The sequence below is a fragment of the Candidatus Erwinia haradaeae genome, assembly GCF_900698925.1.
GTDB lineage: Bacteria > Pseudomonadota > Gammaproteobacteria > Enterobacterales > Enterobacteriaceae > Erwinia_E > Erwinia_E haradaeae_I.
This window is the reverse complement of record NZ_LR217713.1, coordinates 879,732-905,387: the sequence shown is the minus strand read 5'-3', so window position 1 is coordinate 905,387 and position 25,656 is coordinate 879,732. Positions and strand designations below refer to the sequence as shown.

The window sequence follows — 25,656 nt, the reverse complement described above, 5'->3', positions numbered from 1 at the left end:
GTACAGAGATTTTTATATATAGAGAATGTCTTTTTTATCAATTGACATATTGACATCAGGATTGGATTTCAAGTACACAGAAATTATGTAATTTGAAAAAGAACAGAGTAATAGAGTAATGATGTGCAAGTCATTCATGGACTTTTTGTTAAAAAAAGAACTATGTTTCTGAGAAGTAGTCAAAGTAGCTGTAAAGTTAGTTTATCATCTTATTTAAGAGATTTAATAATTATATGTTATATTATCTTATGCGTATTTTTTAATGCGTTTCAGTGTTAAACTAGAACTAATAAGATTATTTTTCAAGAAATTTAATATATTTTTTATTAAAAATAAAATTTTTTATTTTATGTAATACAGTAATGCACTAATAATTATTGTATTTTTAAAGGTATTTTATATATTCAAACGGTGGTTTTGTTTACTTATTAAGGAAGATGTGGGGAGATATTATCTATATCATTAATTGATATATGAAGTAAGGTACATTTTTTGCTTATTTTAATGTACTATTTATATGTGGTGTGTTATCGGTAAGTTAGTTCTATTTTTTACATAGTAATTACTATATACACAGAGAGTGATAATTTTTATTAAATGTTCAGGAATAGTTGCAACATTATATCGTTGTATTTCTTGGATGAAAGGAACAAGAGATATTATCAGAATTCTTTGATATTAGATATATATAATATATTGGGTTTTGGTTGATTTGTATCGTTTTTTTAGATTGTAACATTGATTTCTATCAATATTATTTTTATCTGAGTGTGTAATAGTTTGGTGGGGCAATAATCGTGTATTTATCTGTATTTTAATAATTAACGTTGAATTAATTTTAGTAGATTGTTCTTGATCTTTACAAGACACTAATAACAATATTATTGTTCCGTCATAATGATAATGTGTATCTATTATAATGTGTATCTATTCATACAGTATACATTCTAGCCTATATTTATTCACGAGTCATCTGGTTATTTATAAATATAAATGTTTGAATAGTAAAGGATGTTAAAATAAGTATTGATATTATGAAATGCATTAATCAAATTATATTCATCTTTCTGATTTAAGAGTCAAATGAACTAACATGGTATATACATTACGAATATATATCATATAAACAGGGTGTGTTTAGAATGATTAAACCAAACCTGCAACGAAGAGTATTACATGTTATGTCTTCGAATGCGAAGGGATTGATTTCAAAAATTACTAACATATGTGATCGGAATGAACTTAATATTCTAGAAAACAATCAATTTATTGATGATGATACTAATTTATTTTTTATGCGTACAGATCTAGAAGGTTATTTTGATGATAATAAATTTCTTAAAGATTTGGATTGTGTTTTGCCGGTAGGATCTAGCTGTAAATTACATTTTCTTAGACGTCAGCGAATCGTGATTTTAGCTAGCCAAGAAACTCATTGTGTAGGGGAGTTGTTAATCAAAAGCGCTTATAACGAATTAGACTTGGATATTGCTGTAGTTATTAGTAATCATGAAACGTTACGTTCATTAGTAACGCGTTTTAATATACCATTTATTTTTGCTAGCCACAGAGGTGTGACACGCGTTCAACATGATAATAATATAGCAGATAAGATTGATGTTTATTGTCCTGATTACATAGTTTTAGCAAAATATATGCGTGTGCTCACAAAAGATTTTGTTCATCGTTATAAAAATAAAATTATTAATATTCATCATTCGTTTTTACCTGCATTTATTGGATCTCGTCCTTATCATCAAGCTTATCATCGTGGTGTAAAGATGATTGGTGCTACAGCTCATTATGTAAATGAAGATCTTGATGGTGGGGCTATTATTATGCAGGATACCATACCTATTGATCACAGTTATCATCCAGAAGATATGATGAGAGCTGGGCGTGATGTTGAAAAAAATGTACTTAGTCGTGCATTATATCAAATTATAACACAGCGTGTTTTTTTAAATGGAAATCGTACTATTTTGCTGTAATCAGTAAGTTATTTTTGATCTGAATGCAATTCAGTGATATTTTTTATTATTTTTAATCCTCTGTATTATATAATACCAGCACACTCTGGTTACAATGTGCATTAGTATTTGTTAATTAATTTAGTTTTGAAAATTTATTTGTTATTATAGATATAATAGAGCTGAAGTTAAGAATATAAAAAGATTAATCTAGATTATATGGAGCAATAGCAAGAAATTGTGTATTTTAATATGTAAATTTATTGACTCTTTGTTGGTATATTCTCTATAATCTAAAGAAGAGATTAAGGGTGATTAGCTCAGTTGGTAGAGCACCTCCTTTACACGGAGGGGGTCGGCGGTTCGAGTCCGTCATTACCCACCATATTTAAATTGGGTCGTTAGCTCAGTCGGTAGAGCAGTTGACTTTTAATCAATTGGTCGCAGGTTCGAATCTTGCACGACCCACCATATTAAAATGTTTAATTTACAAGGATTGAATAATGTTGCATAAATTATAATAATTTGTTAGATTATAATAAGAAATATAATGATAGTATTCAATAATATTAAAATGTTTTCATAACTAAGTATCAATGATACTGGACAAGCAGGAAAGAGAAGAATGGATAGTAGTGGGTTTATTTATAACATTCATGATGTAGATTAGTTTGTTATGATTTACATATTTTTATTATAGATAAAATTCTTATTAATTGGATTAGTTCAAGAATATTTATTTCAACTATATAAGTAATGCCTATTGAATAGGCATGAATTTCATTAAATTTTTTCATGAAAGTAAAATATAGATCACTTAAATAAAAATAAATTAAGTGTACTGTATTTTTATATTATCAGACAAAGTACATATATTTATTTCGAATATTCTGGTTTGTTGATGAATATATTTTTAATATGAGAAATAATCTAGTTGTAAGTTAATATTAGGTTAATAGATATTCTTATCATAAAAAATTTAGTGATATTTTGTAATTTTTAGTATGAAAAGAAGTATTTTTAGTTTTAATGATGTTAATCATATCATAATTGTATTGAAAAAATATTTTTTTAAAATATCTCGCTTTTAATAAAGAAGAAGTTTTATAGACTTCTAATCTAAATATTAGAAGATGAATGGCGCTTCTAGCTGTGAGTAATTAGAAGTACCATATTGATTACTTTTTTAGTATGATTTAGCTTTTTTTATTTCAACTGAATATCATAATTCTGAATATATAAAAATGATATAGAATATGGTCTAGATTTATAGAGACTCATTAGTTGATTTTTAATATATCTCAATTAGGTACAGATTATCTATTCTATCTGTAATCTATATTTTATTATAAATTGTGGCGCGTAATATATTATGGATATAATTGAATTTATATATCTCATTTCTTATGAGATGAATTGTGTATTTTATTATATACTATAATCATCTATAGAATTACTTAGTACAAAATACACAAAAATTGTGCAAAAATAGTTTTTTAAAAGTTGATTATATGAACTAACTATAGTATTTAACTTAAATAATATCAGAGTCAAGTAAAATTATTAATTGTTTTATTTAATAAGCAGATGTTTATCTATTTTCTATATTTTTAAAAATTTTAAATCAATTTATCGAGATAAAATATTGATTCAGTGCAGTAATGATATGTAAAAAATTAATAATGAAATCTTCTGTGTCTAAGGTGTTTGAACATTGTCAAATATAGTGTAGCATTGTCTAGTATATATACATAATAATATTATTTCTGTAAAAAGAAGAATAATGTATTCTGAAGTTGTTGTTCACAAATATCGAACGTAAATTTTTCTCTGGTACAGCGTTGCGCGTTCCAGCTAAATCGACTATAAGTCTCATTGACCATTAACATTTCTACTGCATTAGCACAATCTATATGTGAGATAAGTTTTGGTCTTATCAAAACATCGGCGATCGGATCATACACTGCATGGGGATAATTTATTTTTATTCCTGTAATGCATTCATGCTCTTTTACTGATACCTTCGGGACTAGTCCTAGACCACATATACGGTTACTAACTATTTCAGGTTGTCCATCAATAAGAGGAAAAATTACTGGAACTCCATGGTAGAGGGCTTCTAGACAAGATAGGCCGAATGCTTCTGTGATTGGAGTGCTCATGTAAATATCAATGCGATTAAAAAAATCAGACAATTCATTTTGAAAAGGTGAAAATATAACTTGATCATTTAAATTTAATTTTTGTGTTAATATTTCTAATTGCTTTTTATATGGTCCTTGTCCAATAATTTCAATTGTTACGTTGTGACCACGTAACAATAATTCATGCAGAGTTAGAAGAGACACACTAATTCCCTTAAGATTTACTAAACGTGATGCTGTTCCTAGTCGAAGTGGAAAAGTGGATAATTTATTTTTAATCGTTATATTTATTGGTTTTTGAATCCCATTATGTACTACTACATGGGGGCATGGAAGTTGAAATCGTAATTCCATGATTCTTTTTGATGCATATGAAACTGTAATTACACCATCAAGCATCGAAAAAAAATTTATTGTTTTTTTATTCAAAGTTAAGCGCGAGGAAGCTCCATGATCATAGTAGATCATTTTTCTATTTTTTGGTTTAGAAGATAGTCTAATAACAAGATCCCAGACAATGATAATATCAGAAGAAGTTTTTTCAATTTTCCATTTAAGCCAAAATTTACGAATAAATTGTGGACAGCGAAGAGCTAGATGATTACATAATCGACTAGAAAAAATGACTTTTTTTTCAATTTTTTTGTAATATCACTGCTGACTTTAGGACTGATACAAATAACTACATCATTTTCATGATCGATATGGTTAATATATTGTAGAAACATGCGCTCTACACCACCTAATTCATATAAATTAATGATATGAAGTGTTTTCATCTAATCACCTTTTCTAATTCTTTTTGCACCATAGAAGCAGTAAGTGTATCCATATGTTTATCTGATGAGCATAGTGAAATTTGATTATAACCATAATTGCCAATTAATTCGTGGTTAGTTGGTCCATAGAGTGTTATATTTGGTTGGTTAAGTGCAGAGGCTAGATGGCTGAGTCCTGTGTCAACTGATACTACGGCGCGAGAATTAATCAATATGTGTGCCAATTCTTCTAAAGATAGTTTGGGTAAGACCTCAACATAGCTGAATCCCTTTGCTAATCTTTTGGCGCGTTGCCATTCATCATTTGTTCCCCATGGTAATTTGATGTTCAGACCGTTAACATCCATAGAACTAATTAATCTGCGCCAATTTTTTTCTGGCCAATGTTTATTTTTTTGGGTTGTGGCATGCAAAAATACGAGATTCTTTTTAGAATCTTGGGAGGCCTGATTTGAAAAAAAATCTATAATAGCATAGTTAGCATCCATTTGTGGCATGCTATAATTAAGGCTTTTAGAAAAGAGAAGTCTCATTCGTTCCACGGCATGTTGTTTTTTATGAATTCGATGACGTTTATCATATACTAGGCTGGATAATGATTCTTTGGCACTATGAAAATCACCTCCATGTCGGATTCCTTTTGCTAGTCGAGTAATAAACCAAGCGCTTTTTATTAAACCTTGAGCATCAATTATAGCGTCATATTTATTTAATTGCACCGTATGTTTAAATTTCTCTCTTTCCTGTCGTATTTTATGACTAAACCAATTTTTACGCCAACGACGTAAAGCTACTGGAATTACTTTATGAACGGCTGGATGCCAGCCAGGAATTTCAGAAAAGTCTTCCTCGACTACCCAATCAAAACGAGGATTGGGGAGTGTTAGCATTGAATCAGTTAATGCGGGTAGAGTCTGGATCACATCTCCCATTGAAGATGTTTTAATGATTAAAATCCGCATTGTAACGCCTTTAAATAAGATTGAGTATTTTTAGTTCAGTAATGACTTTTTCTGGTGTAATCTTAATAAGACTTGGATGATACCCAGCGTGTATATCGTTTGTTTTTATTTTGTCTTTATTACTCATCAAATGAATAACCCGTGCATTCTTGGAAAGGGGAGGAGTAAAGCCTGGGTCACTGGGACCATATAGTGCAATTAATGGTTGATTTAATGCAGCGGCAATATGCATTAATCCAGAGTCATTGCTAATTATAGCATGAGAGCAGGAGATAAGGATAACAGCTTCTTCTAAGTTTGTTTTACCAATAAAATTACAGCAATATTTTCTGTTTTTTTTTGGAATGCCTTGTAAAATTACTATTCCAGTATATTTTTCATTAGTAGATCCAAGTAATAAAATTTGATAACCAAGATTAATTAAGTGTTTGGTTAGTTCTGCATAATGATAAAATGGCCAGCATTTAGCTAGTCCATGAGCTGTTCCAGGGCATAAACTTATAATTGGTCTCTTGTAATCGATGTTAAATGTATTAAGAGTAGTTTTTTTTTCTTTATCACTTACTGTAAGTCGAGGTAAACAGAGGGGTTTGGGTAGGTCGTTTATGCTGTGTATATTTTTTTTTTCGTATCCTAATGCGATATAGCGGTGCACCATTAGTGGAAAATTTGTATGGTTTAATATGCGTATATCATTTAGCAATCCATAACGCATTTCTCCACGCCATCCAGTACGACGCGGAATAGATGCCAAGAAAGGGATTAGAGCAGATTTAAATGAACCAGGTAAAACTAACGCTTGATCATAACATGATGTACGCAACCTTTGACTGAGACGCCAACGTTCTTTTAAGTTAAGAATTCCATGATTTAATGGCATAGTTAATGCTTTTCGCACTTCTGGCATGCGAGATATCAATGGTTTGCACCAATTAGGTGCGATTACATCAATGATGGTTTTAGGATTGTTTGTTTTTAAAGTACGATACAGGCTGTGTGACATCATCATGTCGCCAATCCAAGAAGGCCCTATAACTAGAATTTTCATTCTCTTATTTTTTCACCGTTTCATGGTAGGATTGAGTGATTTTATATATTCTAAAACCCCTATTTTAATGTGTTTAAATGACGGAACATAGCCTGTTTTTTTTAGTTTAGTAAGATTTGCTTTTGTGAATTTTTGATAGAATCCTTTAAGACTTTCTGGAAAAGGGATATATTCAATTTCATTTTTTTTATGAAATTCTAATATGATTTCAGCTACTTCTTGAAATGAAGTGGCAACGCCAGATCCGCAGTTAAAAATTCCAGATATGGTTTTTTCCCATAACCAAAGTTTTATTGATACCGCGTCTTTTACGTAAATAAAATCGCGTTTAAAGTTGTGACTACCTATAAATAATTGAGGATCTTTTCCAGTTTGTATTTGTTTGTTTAAGTGGAATATTATACTAGCCATATTATTTTTATGAGTTTCTTTTTCTCCATAGACGTTAAAGTAACGACATCCACAAATTGGTGATTTTGCTGTTGTTAAAGCTTTTCGAACATAATGATCAAAAAGCATTTTTGAATAGCTGTAAATATTGAGTGGAGATTCATATTTAGATTCTTCAAGACATTCATCTTTACAGTGACCATAAACAGAAGCAGAGGAAGCATAAAGAAATGGAATACTTTGTTGAATACACCAGTTTAGTAGGTCTTTAGAATACTGATAATTATTATGCATCATGTATTTTCCATTCCATTCAGTTGTATCTGTGCAGGCCCCTTCATGAAATACAGCCTCGACGTTTCTAAAGAAATTCTTGTTTGTTAGAATAGACATTCGAAAACTTTCTTTATCTATATAATCAGAAATATGTAGATCTGAAATGTTAGAAAATTTAATACCGTTGTTAAGGTTATCTACTACTAGTATATCAGTATAATTTTTTTCATTTAAGGAATGAATAATATTACTGCCAATAAATCCAGCTCCTCCGGTGACAATTACCATAAGTTTAAATCCTTAATAGAATGTTTTTACTAGGTAGCATGTTATGTTATTTTTTCTTTAGGATCCTAAAGAACATAAATCATTATTTTAATAATGAATGTTCTTTTATTTAAAGAAGTTGGTCTCAAGGAATATGTCAACTTGTCCTTATAAAGATAGAGTTGCGAATATATGATTAGCAGATATTTTCTCTTATTTTTACTGCATAAGAAGATAGATTGAGTTTTCACCACGTTGAATGTTAAGTGCAAGAACGGAAGGTTTGCTATCAAGGATTTTTCGTAGTTCATCTAAATTAGTAATTGGTTGTTGATTAATTCCCATGATAATATCATTCTTTTTAAGACCAATTCTTGCTGCTGCCGAGCCCTCTTTTAGGTTATCAATTTTAACTCCCTTTATACCTTGTGCGTCGTAATTTTTAAGATCTGCGCCCTCAATTCCACCATATATAGTACCAGATTCTACTTTTTCTGTTTTACTTGGCTCTAAAGAAAGAGTAATACTTATTGGTGCGCCAGAGCGTATTATACCTAATTTCATTGTCGTTCCTACTGGTAACGAACCGATTTGAGCGCGTAAAGCAGCAAAACTGGAGATTGGTTTGTTATTAATGGAGATAATTACATCACCTGCTCGTATGCCTGCCCGTGCTGCTGAAGATTTGGGTAATACTTGGCTAATAAATGCACCTCGCTGAACATCAACTTTAATGGCTTTAGCTAGTTCTGAGTTGAGCTCAATTCCAATAATTCCTAATTCTCCTCGTTTTACTTGACCATACGTAACCATTTGAGTACATAGGTTTTTGACCATATTTGATGGAATAGCAAATCCAATACCGATATTACCTCCATCTGGTGCAAGAATAGCAGTATTAATACCAATGAGCTCACCACTTAAATTGATTAATGCACCACCTGAGTTTCCCCGATTAATAGCAGCATCGGTTTGGATAAAGTTTTCATAGTGATCCGTATTGAGCCCGCTTCGTCCTAAGGCAGAAATAATACCTGAAGTGACAGTTTCTCCAAGACCATAAGGATTGCCAATGGCAACAGTATAGTCACCTACACGTAGGTTTTCTGAATCAGCGATCTTAATGGCTATGAGGTTTTTTACTTCTGATATTTGAATTAAAGCAATGTCTGATCGAGGATCTTTACCGATAATTTTGGCGTCATATTTTCTTCCATCACTTAATTGTACTTGAATTTTTGTTGCATTATCAACAACGTGGTGATTGGTTACTACATATCCTTTTATGGCATCGATTACTACGCCAGAGCCTAGTGCTCGAAATTTCTGTTGCTGTCCATCTGAGCCATAATTATCGTTTGGTGGGCCTGCGGGGCATAATGGTGAGCCAAGGAACGGGGAGCCTTCTTGACAAAATGGTGAGCCACCACCGAAGAAAGGTTGGAATTGTGAAAATTGTTCTGTTTTACGTAGTATTGTTCCCTCAACATTGATGCTCACTACTGATGGCATCACAGTTTCTAACATCGGAGCTAGACTATTAGATTGTGGTGATTGTTGAGATGATACAATGCTTTCACTAGAGGTTGCAGAAAAGGATGGCAGAGTTAAACCCAAGCTTAATGCTAATGCATTTAATATTAATATGTTTTTTTTCATAAGGAAGATTCTCAAGTTATTCAATAAAATATCTAATAGTTTATTTATTAAATAATAAGATTTATATATTTACCACTAGTTTTTATTTCTAGAGTCTTTTTGTATAAATGAGTATTTATTTTTTGTATTTATTACTTCATAAATTTTTTTAAATGTATTTGGATAGCTTTTATCTGTTATTTATTAGTATATGATATATAATTGATTTATTAAGATTTTTAAATTAAAGATTGTAAATGTTTATAAAAAATAGATTTTGTGAGCAACAAGACTTAACGTTATGTTTTATCTTTAAGTTAATTAGCTATATATTAATAGACACTGGATGGTATAGTAATTAATGTTTTATTTTTTTCTTATTTATTTTTTTTCAATAATGATCATGATAGTTTTGTAAGATGTATACTATTCTTTTTTCAGAAAAAAATAAGACTATTTTAATTTTGTATTTTGCAGTCAGTTAGAGAACTTCTAGGTGTTATTGAGGGGAAATCTAGAGTTAGTGGTTTTCTTATTTTTTATAATTTTGTATAGCCTGTATATATAGATACTTCTATGATAATGAAGTAGGGGCTATGGTATATAGTTTTTTTATGTTTGATTTACTTAATATTAATTTTTGATTAGCTAACAGATCTTACTTTTTCTGTATATTATGCTTGCGAAGCGTGGTCAATAATAGTATGAATGGTAGTCTAGATACTATTCAGTATATTATATAGTTTATAGATATGTGCATTATTTTTTTCTTTAGGGGTTCGCATTCTTTAAGAGATAATTCATTTATAATAAGATTATCAGATAAAATTAGGTAATTATTTTTATCTAATTATTGTTCTACGTTTCATTTGAATGATTGATCGAATATTGATTGATTTCATTATAATCGATCAGTTATTTCATATAATTTCATGAGCATTTTACCTTTATATTGTGTTATATTTTTTATTGATGGACATCTTATCCTTTTTGGGACTTATCTAAGGTTTAGATTTTTAATATCATTGTAATGTGTTCCTATAATAGGAACATCTTTGATGTTATTTACTACAAGGTTATTTTATGGTTACATAGATATTTATTTTCTTTAAATTAAAGTTAATGAAAAATAATGTGATTGATATGTTAAGCAAGAATTAATATTATTCCCAAGAGAGTTTATAGATGAAAAAGACAGCGGTTGTAGTCTTTAGTGGTGGTCAGGACTCAACTATATGTTTAATAGAGGCTCTCAAGCAGTATGAATTTATTTACTGTTTGACATTTTATTATGGACAACGCCATAAGAAAGAGATTGATGTTGCAAGAAATCTTGCTTTGCAATTAGGTGTTCAGTCTCATAAATTTATGGATATTTCGGTTTTGTATGAGCTTTCGTCTTCTAGTTTAATAATTAATAACTTATCAGATATTGAGGTGAGAAGCCATCAAGATGGGTCTATACCTAGTACTTTTGTTCCAGGTCGTAATATTTTGTTTCTCACATTAGCTTCAATGTATGCTTATCAGTTACAATCTTCAGTTGTGATTATAGGGGTTTGTGAAACAGATTTTTCAGGTTATCCAGATTGTCGTAATGCCTTTATTCTTGCCATGAATCGTGCTATATCATTAGGAATGCACTTCGACATTGTTTTTAAAACCCCTTTAATGAGGTTGACTAAAGCTGAAATTTGGGCATTAGCAGATCTTCTTGGAGTGTTATACTTTGTAATTCATGAAACTATTACGTGTTATAATGGTATAAAGAGTTATGGGTGTAGAGAATGCAATGCTTGTGTCTTGCGTAATAATGGTCTCAAAGAGTATTTAAATAATAAATCTTCTGTAAGACAAAGTTTACATGATAAGAGAAATTAATTAAAAGTCATAAGTTGGTTGAGAAATATAAATATTATGATCTAAGAGTGTTCTACAAAAGCTTGATAGCAAGTTTTATATTTAGCTCATCTTCATGAGCTATTGATTGTATATAGAAAAATTGAGAACATAGTAAATATCTATCTGTGATTTATACAGCGTGATGGTTTTTTTCTTTATATAAATTTAGACAGCAATATTATTTTTAATATAAGCATAGATTGATGGTGTGTCATAAAATATTTTATTCATGGTATGTTGAATAATTAAATAATAAGGTAAAATGAATTCGTTACAACCCTAACTAATTATCATATGTATCATAAAGGTTTTATTGATGATGTTTATAAGAGAGAATTGAGTATACTCGTATTAAGTTTAACTTATGCAAGATAAGATAGAAATCTATATAAAAATGTATTTGAAAGTAAGTAAATCTATCTTTTTATTTTATCGTTTAAATGTGAATATACTAAATATTAGTATTTACTTGAAATTAATTGATAAGAGCATTAATATTTTATGATGACTCTTATACCCTCTTTACATGCGTGAGTATTGTTTTCACGATTCGCGTATTACCTGCTATAAGATTTCCGGATTCAAAGTAATCATGTGCTCCAGAAAAGTCAGTCACTAGACCACCTGCTTCTCGTATTAAGAGTTCACCAGCAGCAAAGTCTAAGGGTTGTAATCCAGCTTCACAGAAAGCATCAATTCGTCCGGATGCTATGTACGCTAGATCTAATGATGGCGAACCACTGCTACGCATATTAGGGCATTGGGTCGAGATCCTATTGATTATATGAAAATAGGTTTTATGATTTGGGTTGTTTACAGAAGGAAAACTTGTTGCAATAATGGCGTTATTAATATCTCGGGAAAATCCACCCCTTATTCGATATCCATTTAATTGAGCACCCTGACCTCGGCTAGCGCAAAATAATTCATTGCGCATTGGGTCGTATACTACTGAGATCTCGCTTCGTTTTTTAATGCGAGCAGTAATAGAAACACTAAAATGAGGCAATTTTTTTCTATAGTTAACGGTGCTATCTATAGGATTAATTAGCCATTGTGTATTTAGGTTCTCTTCCATTTTGATGCTGTCTTCTGTAAAAATTAAATGTTCTGGATAAGATTTTAGAATCAATGCGCTCATTTGACATAGTATTTCCTGTTTTATGTTCTTAGATAAGGTCTGATGATTATCTTTATAGGTTTCGTGATACCCTGTCATTTCATAGTGCCTGGTAAGAATAGTGCCAGCTTTACGCACAGCGCGAATGGCAATGTTGAGCATAGGGTGCATAGGTGCTATAGTCTCGTTAAATATTTAAGAAAAGTATATGGGATGTTACATAGCAAGATTAGTTCTTAAATTTCTTGATTTATGACTAAGAAATAATCACAGTTTTTTCTAAACTTGAGCATGATATTATTTTATCATAAACAGATTAAAATAGTTCTCAGAATAGATGAAAACGATAGGTAGTTACTTGAATATATATTGTTTTTTAATCTATCAGATATCCTGATTAGACTATTTTGAAAATCGAGCAAATAATTATCTAGACGAAGTGATTTAGTGTTAGAGTAGTTTGTTCATTTTATTTTGTTTTAATCCTATTTATTTGTTATTTTTTTTATTTATTCATCAATACAAGATTTAACTGGAATATCGTTTTTGTAAATATTGATTTAATAGGTTTGAAAATTTTTGTCAATGTATATCTCTATAATGAATTTTCTCATAGTAAACTGATATGTTATACAGATTCATTATATTTTAATCTCCTTCTACCTGTGGTAGGTGATCAAAGTGTTTTTTTATATTTTAGATAAAAAATTAGATATCAAATCCTGTATTATAGTTACTATTCTTGCGTATAAGATATGAGAAATCGCTATTTATTACTTGTCACTGTAGTACACTGGGATCCAAAAACATAAATACATGTAGGAGTTGATGATGGATGAAGCAGATTTAGCGCAAAAGCGTGAACAGGATATGATTAAAGCAGCACTTTCATCCAGAGAACGTAGCTTGCAAAGTCCTGATGGAAAATGTATCTGGTGCAAGGATGAAATAATCGTTGTAGGTACAGCATTTTGCTCTGCCGAATGTGGTGATGACTATAATAAGTATCAACGAGAAATGAAACAACGTCTAGGTCGACAATATCAATAGTATTGGATAATTAAATTTCATATTTTTATTTTTTTATGTAATGGGAATAAAGATTAGGGATCATAAAGAAGAAAGTTCATTTGTAATGAGTGGAGGAATGTCAAAAGATTTGGAAAGTTCTTTTAAGAACTATAATGAATATTTCTGAATAGCTTCAGCCACATGAGTATTTATAGAATAAATAAGCAAGAAGAGCTTTTATAATCAGAATACATTCTTTTCATATAAGATATAAGAAGATATGTATAAAATGGATAATGAGTCAGTCAGACTGATTAAGTAATGTCTATCTTGTATATTCTTCCTTCTTAAGATGTGAGAATGGATAATGTAGTATGCGTACGGATGAGTTATATCTCAGCTGTACGTATGCGCATAAGATCTTCTGGTGTATCTATGCTATTACTTGGATTTACTGTTGCGAGGTCGACATGTATTTTTTCTCCGTAGGATAAAATTCGTAGTTGTTCTAGAGATTCAATGCATTCTAACGGGCTTTTATTCCATCGTATATATTGGCGAATTAAACGAGCGTGATAACTATAGATTCCAATATGCCGTAAAACATTGTCGCATATCGTGGATGATTTAATGCTTAATGGTTTGTAGTGAAAAGGAATGATAGCACGAGAAAAGTAAAGGGCATGGCCATAGAGATCGCGTACTACTTTGACTATATTTGGATTGAACGCTTCGTCTATAGAGGTGATTGGTGCTGCTATTGTTGCTATATTTACATCGTATAATTTAATATTACTTGCAACCTGATTAATTATTTCAGGAGGCATCATAGGTTCATCCCCTTGGATGTTAACAACGACTGTGTCATCAGGAAGTTGGTAGTGTTCGAGTACTTCAGATATTCTTTCAATACCGGAACTATGGTTGGATCTGGTCATGCATACTTCTCCATTTATCGCTTTAACTACGGACTCTATTCCAGGATGATCAGTAGCAACAATTACTCGTTTAGCATTAGATTTCCTAGCCTGTTCAATGACACGTACTATCATGGGTTTTCCGTGTATAGTTAAAAGAGGTTTTCCAGGAAGGCGGCTGGAAGAAAAGCGTGCTGGAATGATGGCAATAAAATTCATAAATGACTTTCTGGTATAGAGATAATTCGAGCTCGATTTTTTATTAAAATCGGTATACCGTCTTTAATTGGATACGCTATACGATCAGTTATACAGACTAGTTCTTTCTGACTTGTAGTGTAAAAAAATAGTCGTCCATGACAGATTGGACAAGCAATAATTTCAAGTAACTTTAGATTCATAGCATCTTAGGATTATAATATTAATATGATATGGATTTTATCCATATTTAAGATCTACCTTTTTTAAAGATGTACAAGTTTCTGTTAACATTTTCTATTCTATAATAGCTTCTATAACAATATTGAGATTGTTTATTCAATAAATTTTTCTCCGATACTAATATCATTATTTAGGGTGTTTAGCATATTACTTAGCATATTTTTTTCAAAATTACTTAGATATCCGATAGATCGATATTCTATAATTCCACTTTGACCCAATACAAATGGTTGTGAAAAAAAGCGCGCATATTCTGTATTGCCTTCTACATACGCATATTCTAAAATATTTCTTTCTCCCTCTAAAGCTCGTATTAACGAGAGAGTAAAGCGCGTAGCAGCTACGCTCATAGCAAGAGTGGCAGATCCTCCACCTGCTTTCGCTTCTAGAACTGCGTTACCTGCATTTTGTATTTGTTTAGTTAGATCGTAAATTTCTTTTTCGCTGAAATCATAATCTTGAGTTAATTGTGATAGAAGGGGAAGTATAGTAATGCCGGAGTGGCCTCCAATTACTGGGGTATTGATTTTTTCTGGATTTTTTTGTTTTAATCTGGCTATAAATGTATTAGATCGTATGATATCTAGTGTAGTTATTCCAAATAACTTACTTCTATTATAAACTCCAGCTTTTTTTAGAACTGAAGCGGCAACGGGAATGATTGAATTAATAGGATTTGTGATAATACCGATTAATGCGTTAGGGGTGTATATTGCAATTTCTTGGATAAGGCTTTGTATAATTTCTGCATTGCAGATAAAGAGATCAGAGCGATCCATTCCTGGTTTGCGTGCAAAACCAGCTGAAATAAGGACTATATTAGAATTACTAAGAGCTTCTCCAATCTGTACACTATGGAATCCGTTTATTTTTACAGAAGTCGGGATATGGCTTAAATCTAGAGCAATACCTGGAGTAACAGTGGATATATCGTAAAGAGAGAGATCTGAGTTATTCGGTAGCTTCATCTTAAGAAGAAGAGCAAGAGATTGTCCAATAGCTCCTGCTGCACCAAGCACTGTAACTTTCATATGTTATTCCTTATATGATGTTGTTAGGATTTTAGTGATGAATGAGTTTATATCATTTGGATTTAAATGGATTTAAAATATTGATTATTTTAATATATTTTATGTGATATATATCATTATGTGATATATATCATTCATGATTTATAAAAATTTGAAAGTAATACATTTGAATTTAGAGACTCAATCTCGTTCTGTTATTATAGTTTTTTGTTAAAGAAAAGGAAACTATATATAAAACTATATGTATATTCAAGCATGAGATTAATGTTATATGTTAGATTTTATGATTGATCTATGATTCATCGCAGAAGTTCCTGGTAAGTAGAGTAATTTTTTTATTGAGATTGGAAGGTTAATTGTATTTTATAAAAGCATGGATAGATATGATCATGTATTTATTACAGGAAGGCATGACAATGTCATTAGTCTTATCGATTAATTCTCAATAGATTATTTTTCATGGTTGATTTTTATCAATCTTATAGAATATACAAGCATGCCGTATAGGGTGAATATTGAACTTGATAATTGTAATACAAGATCGTGTTGGTGACAAAGGCATTGATCTAGATTTTTATTATTTCGTTTTATTTTTGAGGGATTGTGTGATCTGAAATAATTTTTTCTATTGAAGAACGGGAGGCAATTTTATTATCGATCTTGATATAAATATTTTTTTCTTTCGGTAGTAATAATACATCAAAAACCCCTTGATGAGCTCTTAGGGATTTCTCGAGTTTCACCATGTTGATAGAAGAAGATGAAAGTGTTAGTCGTAAACTGCTTAGATAAGGTGGTTCTCTCATATTCATAGTTAACAATAACCATGTTAGAGAAAGAAGAGAACCAAAAAGAAATACATGATTCACGCCAAAATGATCTAACAACCAGCCATTAACACTACCCCCAATTGCTACACCAAGAAATTGACTGGTAGAGTATAACCCCATAGCTGTCCCTTTGAAGCCTGCTGGGCATTCTTTATTAATTAGTGAGGGTAATATTGCTTCCATAATGTTAAAACTAATGAAAAATATTTGTAACCCCATGAATAGTTTATAAAATACATGATCAGAATGCCATAATAGGATTTCAGAACTTAACATTAATATTGTGCAAGAAATAACCACTGATTTCATTTTTTTGTTAACTTCAGCATAGAGAACAGATGGGATCGTAGTGACAAAAGAAATGAATATGGTGCATAAGTAAATTTTCCAGTGATCCTTAGAGGGAAATCCTGATAGTGAGAATTGTGTAGGCAAGCTAATAAAGTTAGACATTAGTAATACATGTAGAAAGAATATGCTAAGATTTAACTTAATTAAATGCTTATTGGTTATAATAGTTTTTATACCACTACGTACAGTTACTACATCGCGATTTAGTATCTGTATTGATGATGATGGAACTATAATTACTGTAATCATAATGGCGATAATAGCAAGCAAAGCAGTAATAGAGAACAATGCATGTATGTTTAGTATATTAGCAATAACGGGTCCTATTATGATGGCAATAGAAAAGGTGATGCCGAAACCCATACCAATAAATGTTATTGCTTTAGTATAGTTTTGTTCAGAGGTAAGATCAGATAATAAAGCCATAATAACAGATGATATTGCACCAGAACCTTGTAATGCACGTCCAAGAATGATACCCCATATGGATTCAGTTATGGCGGCTACTAAACTCCCTGCAGTGAAAAGCAATAGACCTATTATAATTAATGGTTTTCGTCCGAATCTATCTGACAATATACCAAAAGGGATTTGAAAAATTGCTTGAGTTGCACCATATATTCCAATAGCAAGTCCAATCAGTGTTTCGCTGGCTTTTGGAATCTGCATTCCATAAACAGTTAGGATTGGTAGTACTATGCACATACCCAACATACGTAAGAAAAATACTGTACTTAGACCCCAGGTAGCTCGTAGTTCAATTCTGCTCATTTTGTTATAATTCATAACTATCTCCAGGTCTTGAATTGTATTTTATGATTGCAGAGTAAATTTTTTTAAACATTATTAAAAGTGTTACGATTGGTTAAAAGAGGTTCTTTAGGTTTTATTGATTGGTTTTAGTTAAGTGGTTTTATGGATTTGAAATCGAAAAAAAGAGGGTGGTTTATTATAGGATTATTATGCAATATCTATTGATATCATAATGCTAAAAGCACTGATTACTATCAGGGATAAGAGAAAAACTTTTTTAGCCCAAAGTGGATTGCTGTAGGTTTTGTAACCAATAACAGCTACACTCAGCCACCAGATACCTACTATACTCATTACAATAAGATACTTATACCCAGTGTATCCTGCTATGAACAACATCATTGTGGAAGCAATAAATGCAATAATATATATTATGATATGTTTTTTAGCTTCTATAATTCCACGCTTGACTGGTAAAACTGGAATGTTAGTGATTTGATAATCTTTTAAATATAAAATAGAAATAGCATAAGAGTGTGGTATTTGCCAAAGGCTAAATATAGATAGCAATATTAGAGCTGCAGAGTCAAATTTTCCAGAGGCTGAGCAGTAGCCTATTAAAGGAGGGGTGGAACCTGATAGGGAACCTATAAGGGTACCATAGATAGAATGACGTTTCATATATAGACTATAGACGCCAACGTAAATTATAAACCCTATGATAGCGAAGCAGGTTGCTAAAGGATTTGTGCCATAAATAAGTATTATAAAACCGGATATACCTAATGTGGTTGCGTAAAAAAGAACAGTTCGCAAAGAAATGAGAGTGGATGATAAAATTCTATTTTTTGTTCTTTGAGCTTTTTTATCAATATCTCGATCTATGTAATTGTTATAAACACAACTAGATGCGATGATTAGAAGCGTTCCCATTATGGTGAAAAAAAAACGATAATAGTCGATCTTATATTCAGAAGCAAGTAAAAAACCGCCGATTAAAGCAATTAAATTTCCAACAATAATTCCCGGTTTCGTTAGTTCCAGATAGTGTTTAATCATTAGATTATCTATTTAATCATGTATCATATTTTGATTTAAATTCCACATGATCCATAAAGAACCAATAATAATAATTAAGACTATTATTGCTACAAATATGCTAGAGATTAAAGTCCATCCACCTTCTGATTTGTGATCAAGGTGCAGAAAGTATATTAGATGTACTAGTATTTGGCATACTGCGCATGTCAAAACTATAGATAGTATGCTAGTTCGAGATATTTGACCGTTTAAAACTACCAAAAATGGTACGACTGTGAGAAGAATTGAAAAAGATAAACCGGTGCTATAAGACTTGATAGCGGTTTTTGAAAAATTATCTTTAGACTTAATTGGAATCTGGTACATTATATTTTTCCTATTAAGTAAACAATGGTAAATACACATATCCATATTATATCTAGAAAATGCCAAAATAGGCTTAAACACATGATTCGTATACAGTTAATAGTGGTTAAACCTCTTCGAGCTATTTGGATCATGAGCAAGATCATCCAAATCAATCCAGCGGTCACATGTAGTGCATGCGCTCCAAGCAGTGTAAAGAAAGCAGATAAAAAACCACTTAGACTAGGTCCCATTCCTTTAGTGATTAGATGTAATAGTTCATATCCCTCCATTCCAATAAAAGAAAGGCCGAAGACAATAGTCAGTCCAAACCACAATATAACTGAATTTTTTTTCTCTTGATGCATTCGAATTAAGACGAGACCACAGGTCCCGGAGCTTATCAAAAGACAAATGGTTTCTAACAGAACAAATGGTAAATTGAAGATATCTTTACCTGTTGGACCACTTGCAGTGTTTGTTACCATTACGCCGTAGGTAGCAAATAAAGTAGCGAAAATAATGCAGTCACTCATCAGGTATAACCAGAATCCAAAGATTTTGTTAGTACTCATATTATCGTGGGGAGAGATGGTTTTAGTTAACATAATCAATCTCTGATTTTTTTCTTTCATTGATGTGATGATTTTCAATAATTATAATATCGTGAATAGGGACGTGGTAATCAATATCTTCATCAAAACTCTTTATCATCCAAGATATGAGAGTTGCTAAAAATGATATACAAACTAACCACCAAATATGCCAGATCATCGAAAAACCGAATAGGAGACTAAAGAAAGCTATGATAATTCCAACGCTACTATTTTTTGGCATATGAATGGCAGTATATTCTGGGATATCTTGAAATATTTTTTCTTTTTTTTTCATGTGCCAAAAAGCATCGCGTGCATTTATTTTAGGTAAAATAGCAAAATTATAGAATGGTGGTGGTGAGGAGGTTGACCATTCTAATGTGCGCCCTCCCCAAGGGTCACCAGTTAGGTCACGGTTATTTTTACGGTCACGGATGGTAACATAGAGCTGAATGAATTGGCAGATAATGCCACAACTAATCAATATAGTTCCCCCGGCTGCAATTACTAGCATAGTATGGAATTGTGGATCAATGTCTTGACTGAGACGCCGTGTCATTCCCATAAATCCTAAAACATATAACGGAATAAATGCAGTAAAAAAACCAAGAATCCAAAACCAGAATGAACGTATTCCCCATTTTTCATTTAAAATAATGCCGAATATTTTGGGGAACCAATATGCTATTCCTGCAAAACAGCCAAAGACGACCCCTCCGATAATCACATTATGGAAGTGAGCAATAAGAAATAAGCTATTATGTAAAACAAAATCCGCGCCTGGGATAGCGAGTAGTACTCCGCTCATTCCTCCCACAGAAAATGTAACTAAAAAACCGATAGTCCACAACATGGAAGAATGTAATCGGATTCTTCCTTTATACATTGTAAATAGCCAGTTAAAGATTTTCACACCTGTAGGAATGGCAATAATCATTGTCATTATACCAAAGAAGGCGTTTACATCTGCTCCAGCACCCATTGTAAAAAAGTGATGCAGCCAGACAAGGAATGATAGAATGGTAATAACTACTGTTGCTCCAATTAATGAGATATAGCCGAACAAGCTTTTACGTGAAAAGGTAGCAACAACCTCAGAAAATACACCAAAGATTGGTAGAATAAGGATATAGACTTCTGGATGACCCCAAATCCAGATTAAATTAACATACATCATCATATTACCCCCCATTTCGTTGCTAAAGAAATGAAAATCTAGATAACGATCTAGGGTTAGAAGGCTTAGAGTGGTTGTTAGAACAGGAAACGCAGCGATTATCAGTATATTTGTGCACAATGAAGTCCAAGTGAATACTGGCATCTTAAGCATGCTCATGCCATGGGTGCGCATCTTGAGGATAGTAACTATGAAATTGATACCCGTCAAGGTTGTTCCAATACCAGAAAGTTGCAGACTCCATATCCAGTAATCCACTCCGACGCCAGGGCTATATTGCGGGCCTGAGAGAGGGGGGTAAGCTAGCCAACCTGTTTGTGCAAATTCACCAATTCCTAGTGAGAGATTGATTAAAATTGCTCCTATAACAGTGAACCAAAAGCTTAGGTTGTTTAAAAATGGAAATGCTACATCGCGAGTTCCAATTTGTAATGGAACAATGATATTCATCAATCCTACGACTAGCGGCATAGCTACAAAAAAGATCATAATTACACCGTGAGCAGTAAAAATCTGATCGTAGTGATGTGGCGGTAAGAAGCCAGGCTTGCCTGCAGAGGCAAGAACTTGTTGGCTGCGCATCATAATAGCGTCGGCAAAACCTCGGAGTAACATGATAAAGGCCATCACAAGATACATAATTCCTATTTTTTTATGATCTAAAGAGGTTAACCATTCACACCAAAGGTATTTCCATTTATTACAATATGTAATAGCTGCGGCAATGCTAACACCAAGAATCATAATAGTAGAAAGAGTTATCATGATAATTGGTTCATGGAATGGTATAGAATTGAGAGTTAATTTTCCTAAAATCATGTGATGCCTCGGTTCCTCTGTAGGGAAGGAGTTTATGTATAAAATGTACAAAATAACTGAATTAGGGTTGATAACACTTAATTAAAGCTTAATGAGATACTAGCTATATAGTAGCAGTTGATATTGCTATTTATGAAATATTTTTCATTTTAAATGAATATTTAATAATTATTTTTTTAAATTTTCGGCATAAATATCAGAGCATATATGTCATTAATTGTAGATCCTATTTTTTATTTGTTTCTATTGTATTAGAATCTTTTACATGAAATTGGTCCATGATATTTTGAAATAATTCTGGTTTAACAGAAGAAAAAAATGTGACTGAATGATCATTTTTTAGTTGAGCCATATGATTGAAATCATTCATTGTTATCAAAGTTTTAGGAGATTTTTTTACTCTTTCTGTCCATTGATTAAACGTTTCTCTATTCTTAGTGGCAATAGCTTTAAATTTCATTTGTGAGAACCCATGACCACTATAATTAGATGAGATTCCATTAAACGTTCCTGATTTATTTGCAATTAAATTTAGATGAGTCTGCATTCCTGGCATCGCGTACATTTGGCTTCCTAGAGCCGGAACAAAAAAGGAGTTCATTACTGTATGAGAAGTAATTTTAAAGTGTACAGGACAATTGGCTGGAAAAGCAATTTCATTTATAGTAGCGATACCTTGTTCAGGATAGATAAATAACCATTTCCAGTTTAGCGAAACCACTTCGATTAGTATTGATTTAACATCAGATTTTAAAGCTTGTCGAGGTTCTAGTTCGTGGGTCGATTTCCATGAAAGAATGCTGAGAAAGATAATTATCAAGATAGGAATAGTCCATACTATTGCTTCCAATTTATATGAATGATCCCAATCTGGCTTATACTGTGCTAATGTGTTGGATTCTCGATATTTCCAAGAAAATAGAATAGCCATATAAATTGCAGGTAATACAACAATCATCATGAGGCCAAATGCTGTTAGAATGAGTGAGCGCTGTTCTATGGCAATGTGTCCTTTTGGATCCATTAACACACTTTGACAACTATTGAGCAGCATGAGCTGCATTATTAATGGAAAAATGGCTATTCTTTTCTTATATGTTCTGCATTTCATGGAACAACCTCAAATAGCAAGGATTTCATAATCATATACAATGGTTATGACTTTTGTTTATTAATTGTTTATTAATTATTTTTGATTTTGAAAAAGTTTATTTTAGTTAGTATATGGCTATATTTATGATTACTGTGATTGTAAATATATTTTGATTATGAATATATTTTATAGTCAAGGTCTTTCTTTTGTAAATTACTACCTTCTTATTTTTGTTTGATATTTTATTAAAAACGTTAATTTAAATTATAGTGAATGAATTAAAGCGGTTAGTATAGCATTAGAATGAGAGTAGTGCGATCTGTTCTGTTTAATTTTCACTTTCTTTTCTCATGTATTCTAGATAAATAAACTAGAATTAATAGCTTATTTAGGACGGGAGAGGCTTTCATTAGATCTGAATATTATAGATATTGGGAAGTGGTCAAAATTGGATTTCTAGCAGTTTTTCTATTTTTTCATACATAAAACATCATTTTAATTTATTGTGTGAATTTATATTTTATATATTGATCATGAGTTTGCGTGATAGAATAGATTGACTAATTAAGGATGATGATTGTTATGCAAAATTATTTAAGTTTTAAAGATATCTTATCGTTAGGTCTCATGGTTTTGGCTTTTTTTTTAGGAGCTGGAAATATAATATTTCCACCTATGTTGGGTATTCAGTCTGGGGAATATGTTTGGTATACCGCTTTAGGGTTTTTGGTTATGGCCGTAGGATTGCCATTTCTGGGAGTTATTGCATTAGCTCGAGCTGGAGGAAGAATTGAAGTCCTGAGCGCACCGATTGGTAAATGCTTAGGGGTTATATTAGCAACTATTTGTTATTTTATTGTTGGGCCTTTATTTGCGATACCACGTACTGCTAATGTTTCATTTGAAATGGGATTAGTTCCGTTATTTGAACATACTCAATCGCTTATGTTGCATTATAGTCTCTTCTATTTTTGTTTAGTTAGTCTTATTTCTCTCTATCCTGCTAAATTATTAGATATAATTGGTCATGTTTTAGCTCCATTGAAAATATTATCTTTAATTTTTCTATCGATTTCGGCATATGTATGGCCAGCAGGCAGAATGATGCCTATGTCAACGGATTATAAGAATCTAGCATTTTCTCATGGTTTATTAGGTGGCTATCTAACTATGGATGCTTTGGGTGCATTAGTGTTTAGCACTGTGATTATTAATGCTGTACGCTCACGCTCTATTAGTGAAGAAAAATTATTGATGCGTTATACTATAATTGCAGGAGGTATTGCCGCTCTTGGTTTAACTTTAATCTATTTGGCTCTGTTTAAAATCGGTTCTGATAGTGCTAGTATTTTGGATCATCATGTGAATGGTTCTGTGATTCTATATACTTATATTCAACATACTTTTGGTTTGGTTGGTACTATTTTTTTATCTATATTAATTTTTATTTCTTGTTTAGTAACTTCTGTTGGGTTGACTTGTTCTTCTGCGGAGTTTTTTGAGAGGTATCTACCTTTTAGTTATCGTCAAGTAGTTTGTATTATTGGTCTTCTTTCTTTGTTTTTTTCTAATCTTGGTCTTAGTTATTTAATTCAGATATCTATTCCTATATTGATAGCAATATATCCTCCTTGTATCATGTTAGTGTTATTAAGTTTTACGAGGCTTTGGTGGAAAAAGAGTAAAAGAGTTTTTATTCCAGTTTTTTTTGTTAGTTTAATCTTTGGTATTTTAGATGTAGTACAAAATTCCAGTTTAAAAGTTGTTCTTCCTGCGTTAATTCAAGATTTTCCTTTGATTGATCAGGGGATGATATGGCTTTTGCCGTCATTTGGAACGGCTCTTGTATTGGGTTTTTATGATCGCTTTTCTTCTTAGTTAGTAAAAAGATATAAAGTAAGTAAAAGGATGTACAATAGATATTGTGATCATATTGTATTTTTTTACAGTTTTTGCAAAATCACTTATGATTGGGATAGATACTGGTAGTATTTTATATGTTATACAATTAATTGAAATATATTTTTTCTTATGTTTAAGAAAGCATAAAAGAAGTTGATTATTAGTAGAAAAACAGTTTTTAGTAGCATTCTTAATCAATAGTTAAGGTTGCTGACATTGTGAATATAATTTTGTTGTTTAGGGAAGGATTCTCATCAATACATTATATATTTATATCTAATATTTTGGAAATATATTGGATGTTTTATTATCAGTTAGTTATGTCTTGGATTTAGAGAATATAGATTAGGTTTTTCGGATATAATTTGTAATTATTCGGGTCAAATTATTTTCTAAATTTTTTATTCTTAAATATTGGAATCTAGTTATGAGTTTACCTAAACAGGATTAAAAGAACCATGCGGTAAAGTACCAGAACTAGGAGTTTTTAATAACATAGTATAATACTATTAATATATGCTTTATATATAACTATTAATATATGCTTTAATATATGTTGAAGAGTTAGAATCATATGTTCTTAGTTTTATAAGAAGGTGAGTTATAGTGAGTGATGTAGTAACTGTTATAATTCATTTTAAAGTATTCCACAATTTTAATATGTTATCGTTAGGGAAGGGTTAGGTTTTTAATATGGTTGTATTGTTTTAATTAATATTTTGATTTTATGGTATTTAGTTTCTGTGAAATTTTAGATATGTTTGCATGCAATATATGTTATATTATGCGAATAATAACTATGTATATCTACATGTGCGATTTTGATAATAATCATGGATTATTAAGAAATCTA

Annotated in this window: 18 protein-coding genes, 2 tRNA genes and 1 pseudogene; 6 read left to right on the top strand and 15 right to left on the bottom strand. The window is 31.3% G+C overall.

Translation table 11 applies throughout. The annotated features are described in order from the left end of the window. The first annotated feature begins 1,142 nt into the window (after positions 1–1,142). The 3 genes from purU to HACICURV3402_RS02760 all read left to right on the top strand — a co-directional run bounded on the left by purU (position 1,143) and on the right by HACICURV3402_RS02760 (position 2,441). Complete coding sequence (purU, locus tag HACICURV3402_RS02770) at positions 1,143–1,991, top strand: formyltetrahydrofolate deformylase (protein ID WP_157992795.1); 849 nt, start codon at positions 1,143–1,145, stop codon at positions 1,989–1,991. A 288-nt stretch (positions 1,992–2,279) separates the two neighbouring features. Continuing rightward, positions 2,280–2,355: transfer RNA gene (locus HACICURV3402_RS02765), tRNA-Val, on the top strand. Positions 2,356–2,365: 10 nt separating this feature from the next. After that, positions 2,366–2,441: transfer RNA gene (locus HACICURV3402_RS02760), tRNA-Lys, on the top strand. Positions 2,442–3,730: 1,289 nt separating this feature from the next. Here HACICURV3402_RS02760 and HACICURV3402_RS02755 read toward each other — a convergent pair. The 5 genes and pseudogenes from HACICURV3402_RS02755 to degP all read right to left on the bottom strand — a co-directional run bounded on the left by HACICURV3402_RS02755 (position 3,731) and on the right by degP (position 9,495). Then, positions 3,731–4,893 (bottom strand): annotated as a pseudogene (locus HACICURV3402_RS02755) (glycosyltransferase family 4 protein). Continuing rightward, on the bottom strand, positions 4,890–5,855 hold the full coding sequence (gene rfaC, locus HACICURV3402_RS02750; protein WP_157992794.1) for a lipopolysaccharide heptosyltransferase RfaC: 966 nt from the start codon (positions 5,853–5,855) through the stop codon (positions 4,890–4,892). The pseudogene HACICURV3402_RS02755 and the gene rfaC overlap by 4 nt, the downstream one beginning before the upstream one ends. A 10-nt stretch (positions 5,856–5,865) precedes the next feature. Further along, a complete protein-coding gene (waaF, locus tag HACICURV3402_RS02745; protein ID WP_157992793.1) occupies positions 5,866–6,903 on the bottom strand; it encodes a lipopolysaccharide heptosyltransferase II in 1,038 nt (345 codons plus the stop codon). Between the two features lie 12 nt (positions 6,904–6,915). After that, the gene (rfaD, locus tag HACICURV3402_RS02740) at positions 6,916–7,857 is read right to left on the bottom strand and encodes an ADP-glyceromanno-heptose 6-epimerase (RefSeq protein ID WP_157992792.1); all 942 of its coding nucleotides are present in this window, start codon (positions 7,855–7,857) and stop codon (positions 6,916–6,918) included. A gap of 198 nt (positions 7,858–8,055) precedes the next feature. Next, positions 8,056–9,495 carry a serine endoprotease DegP gene (gene degP / locus HACICURV3402_RS02735; protein ID WP_157992791.1) on the bottom strand — a complete coding sequence of 480 codons (1,440 nt, stop codon included), beginning with the start codon at positions 9,493–9,495 and terminating at the stop codon, positions 8,056–8,058. Positions 9,496–10,659: 1,164 nt separating this feature from the next. On the opposite strand from degP, the gene queC reads away from it, so the two are divergent. Next, positions 10,660–11,355, top strand: a complete 696-nt coding sequence (gene queC / locus HACICURV3402_RS02730) for a 7-cyano-7-deazaguanine synthase QueC (RefSeq protein WP_157992790.1) — start codon at positions 10,660–10,662, stop codon at positions 11,353–11,355. Positions 11,356–11,887: 532 nt separating this feature from the next. On the opposite strand, the gene HACICURV3402_RS02725 is transcribed toward queC, so the two are convergent. Continuing rightward, positions 11,888–12,667 (bottom strand): inositol monophosphatase family protein, encoded by a 780-nt coding sequence (locus tag HACICURV3402_RS02725; RefSeq protein WP_157992789.1) that lies wholly within the window; start codon positions 12,665–12,667, stop codon positions 11,888–11,890. A 657-nt stretch (positions 12,668–13,324) separates the two neighbouring features. Here HACICURV3402_RS02725 and HACICURV3402_RS02720 point away from each other — a divergent pair. Continuing rightward, the gene (locus HACICURV3402_RS02720) at positions 13,325–13,546 is read left to right on the top strand and encodes a hypothetical protein (protein ID WP_331869763.1); all 222 of its coding nucleotides are present in this window, start codon (positions 13,325–13,327) and stop codon (positions 13,544–13,546) included. 350 nt (positions 13,547–13,896) lie between these two features. Here the strand turns inward: HACICURV3402_RS02720 and kdsB are convergent, their stop codons facing one another. The 9 genes from kdsB to cyoA all read right to left on the bottom strand — a co-directional run bounded on the left by kdsB (position 13,897) and on the right by cyoA (position 22,919). Further along, positions 13,897–14,643 (bottom strand): 3-deoxy-manno-octulosonate cytidylyltransferase, encoded by a 747-nt coding sequence (gene kdsB / locus HACICURV3402_RS02715; protein WP_157992788.1) that lies wholly within the window; start codon positions 14,641–14,643, stop codon positions 13,897–13,899. Continuing rightward, positions 14,640–14,825, bottom strand: coding sequence for a Trm112 family protein (locus HACICURV3402_RS02710; RefSeq protein ID WP_157992787.1), 186 nt, complete (start codon positions 14,823–14,825; stop codon positions 14,640–14,642). Before HACICURV3402_RS02710 ends, kdsB begins: the two co-directional genes overlap by 4 nt. 132 nt (positions 14,826–14,957) lie before the next feature. After that, positions 14,958–15,896 (bottom strand): malate dehydrogenase, encoded by a 939-nt coding sequence (gene mdh / locus HACICURV3402_RS02705; protein ID WP_157992786.1) that lies wholly within the window; start codon positions 15,894–15,896, stop codon positions 14,958–14,960. Between the two features lie 587 nt (positions 15,897–16,483). Continuing rightward, a complete protein-coding gene (locus HACICURV3402_RS02700; protein ID WP_157992785.1) occupies positions 16,484–17,863 on the bottom strand; it encodes an MFS transporter in 1,380 nt (459 codons plus the stop codon). Between the two features lie 174 nt (positions 17,864–18,037). After that, positions 18,038–18,889 (bottom strand): heme o synthase, encoded by an 852-nt coding sequence (gene cyoE / locus HACICURV3402_RS02695; RefSeq protein ID WP_157992784.1) that lies wholly within the window; start codon positions 18,887–18,889, stop codon positions 18,038–18,040. Between the two features lie 12 nt (positions 18,890–18,901). Next, entirely contained in the window at positions 18,902–19,237 is a 336-nt protein-coding gene (gene cyoD / locus HACICURV3402_RS02690) for a cytochrome o ubiquinol oxidase subunit IV (protein WP_157992783.1), read from the bottom strand. Continuing rightward, a complete protein-coding gene (cyoC, locus tag HACICURV3402_RS02685) occupies positions 19,237–19,824 on the bottom strand; it encodes a cytochrome o ubiquinol oxidase subunit III (protein ID WP_408609273.1) in 588 nt (195 codons plus the stop codon). Before cyoC ends, cyoD begins: the two co-directional genes overlap by 1 nt. Then, a complete protein-coding gene (cyoB, locus tag HACICURV3402_RS02680; protein WP_157992926.1) occupies positions 19,814–21,805 on the bottom strand; it encodes a cytochrome o ubiquinol oxidase subunit I in 1,992 nt (663 codons plus the stop codon). The genes cyoC and cyoB overlap by 11 nt, the downstream gene beginning before the upstream one ends. Before the next feature lie 229 nt (positions 21,806–22,034). Beyond that, positions 22,035–22,919 (bottom strand): ubiquinol oxidase subunit II, encoded by an 885-nt coding sequence (gene cyoA / locus HACICURV3402_RS02675; RefSeq protein WP_157992781.1) that lies wholly within the window; start codon positions 22,917–22,919, stop codon positions 22,035–22,037. A 564-nt stretch (positions 22,920–23,483) separates the two neighbouring features. On the opposite strand from cyoA, the gene brnQ reads away from it, so the two are divergent. Further along, positions 23,484–24,779 carry a branched-chain amino acid transport system II carrier protein gene (brnQ, locus tag HACICURV3402_RS02670; protein WP_157992780.1) on the top strand — a complete coding sequence of 432 codons (1,296 nt, stop codon included), beginning with the start codon at positions 23,484–23,486 and terminating at the stop codon, positions 24,777–24,779. The last annotated feature ends 877 nt before the right edge of the window (positions 24,780–25,656 follow it).

Excerpts from the sequence above, each read along its gene's own strand:
- waaF (WP_157992793.1), bottom strand. The coding sequence starts at position 6,903 with ATGAAAATTCTAGTTATAGGGCCTTCTTGGATTGGCGACATGATGATG.
- queC (WP_157992790.1), top strand. The coding sequence starts at position 10,660 with ATGAAAAAGACAGCGGTTGTAGTCTTTAGTGGTGGTCAGGACTCAACT.
- degP (WP_157992791.1), bottom strand. The coding sequence starts at position 9,495 with ATGAAAAAAAACATATTAATATTAAATGCATTAGCATTAAGCTTGGGT.
- cyoD (WP_157992783.1), bottom strand. The coding sequence starts at position 19,237 with ATGTACCAGATTCCAATTAAGTCTAAAGATAATTTTTCAAAAACCGCT.
- cyoC (WP_408609273.1), bottom strand. The coding sequence starts at position 19,824 with ATGTTAACTAAAACCATCTCTCCCCACGATAATATGAGTACTAACAAA.
- HACICURV3402_RS02710 (WP_157992787.1), bottom strand. The coding sequence starts at position 14,825 with ATGAATCTAAAGTTACTTGAAATTATTGCTTGTCCAATCTGTCATGGA.
- HACICURV3402_RS02700 (WP_157992785.1), bottom strand. The coding sequence starts at position 17,863 with ATGAATTATAACAAAATGAGCAGAATTGAACTACGAGCTACCTGGGGT.
- kdsB (WP_157992788.1), bottom strand. The coding sequence starts at position 14,643 with ATGAATTTTATTGCCATCATTCCAGCACGCTTTTCTTCCAGCCGCCTT.
- brnQ (WP_157992780.1), top strand. The coding sequence starts at position 23,484 with ATGCAAAATTATTTAAGTTTTAAAGATATCTTATCGTTAGGTCTCATG.
- rfaD (WP_157992792.1), bottom strand. The coding sequence starts at position 7,857 with ATGGTAATTGTCACCGGAGGAGCTGGATTTATTGGCAGTAATATTATT.
- rfaC (WP_157992794.1), bottom strand. The coding sequence starts at position 5,855 with ATGCGGATTTTAATCATTAAAACATCTTCAATGGGAGATGTGATCCAG.
- HACICURV3402_RS02720 (WP_331869763.1), top strand. The coding sequence starts at position 13,325 with ATGATGGATGAAGCAGATTTAGCGCAAAAGCGTGAACAGGATATGATT.
- HACICURV3402_RS02725 (WP_157992789.1), bottom strand. The coding sequence starts at position 12,667 with ATGCACCCTATGCTCAACATTGCCATTCGCGCTGTGCGTAAAGCTGGC.
- cyoA (WP_157992781.1), bottom strand. The coding sequence starts at position 22,919 with ATGAAATGCAGAACATATAAGAAAAGAATAGCCATTTTTCCATTAATA.
- cyoE (WP_157992784.1), bottom strand. The coding sequence starts at position 18,889 with ATGATTAAACACTATCTGGAACTAACGAAACCGGGAATTATTGTTGGA.
- mdh (WP_157992786.1), bottom strand. The coding sequence starts at position 15,896 with ATGAAAGTTACAGTGCTTGGTGCAGCAGGAGCTATTGGACAATCTCTT.
- purU (WP_157992795.1), top strand. The coding sequence starts at position 1,143 with ATGATTAAACCAAACCTGCAACGAAGAGTATTACATGTTATGTCTTCG.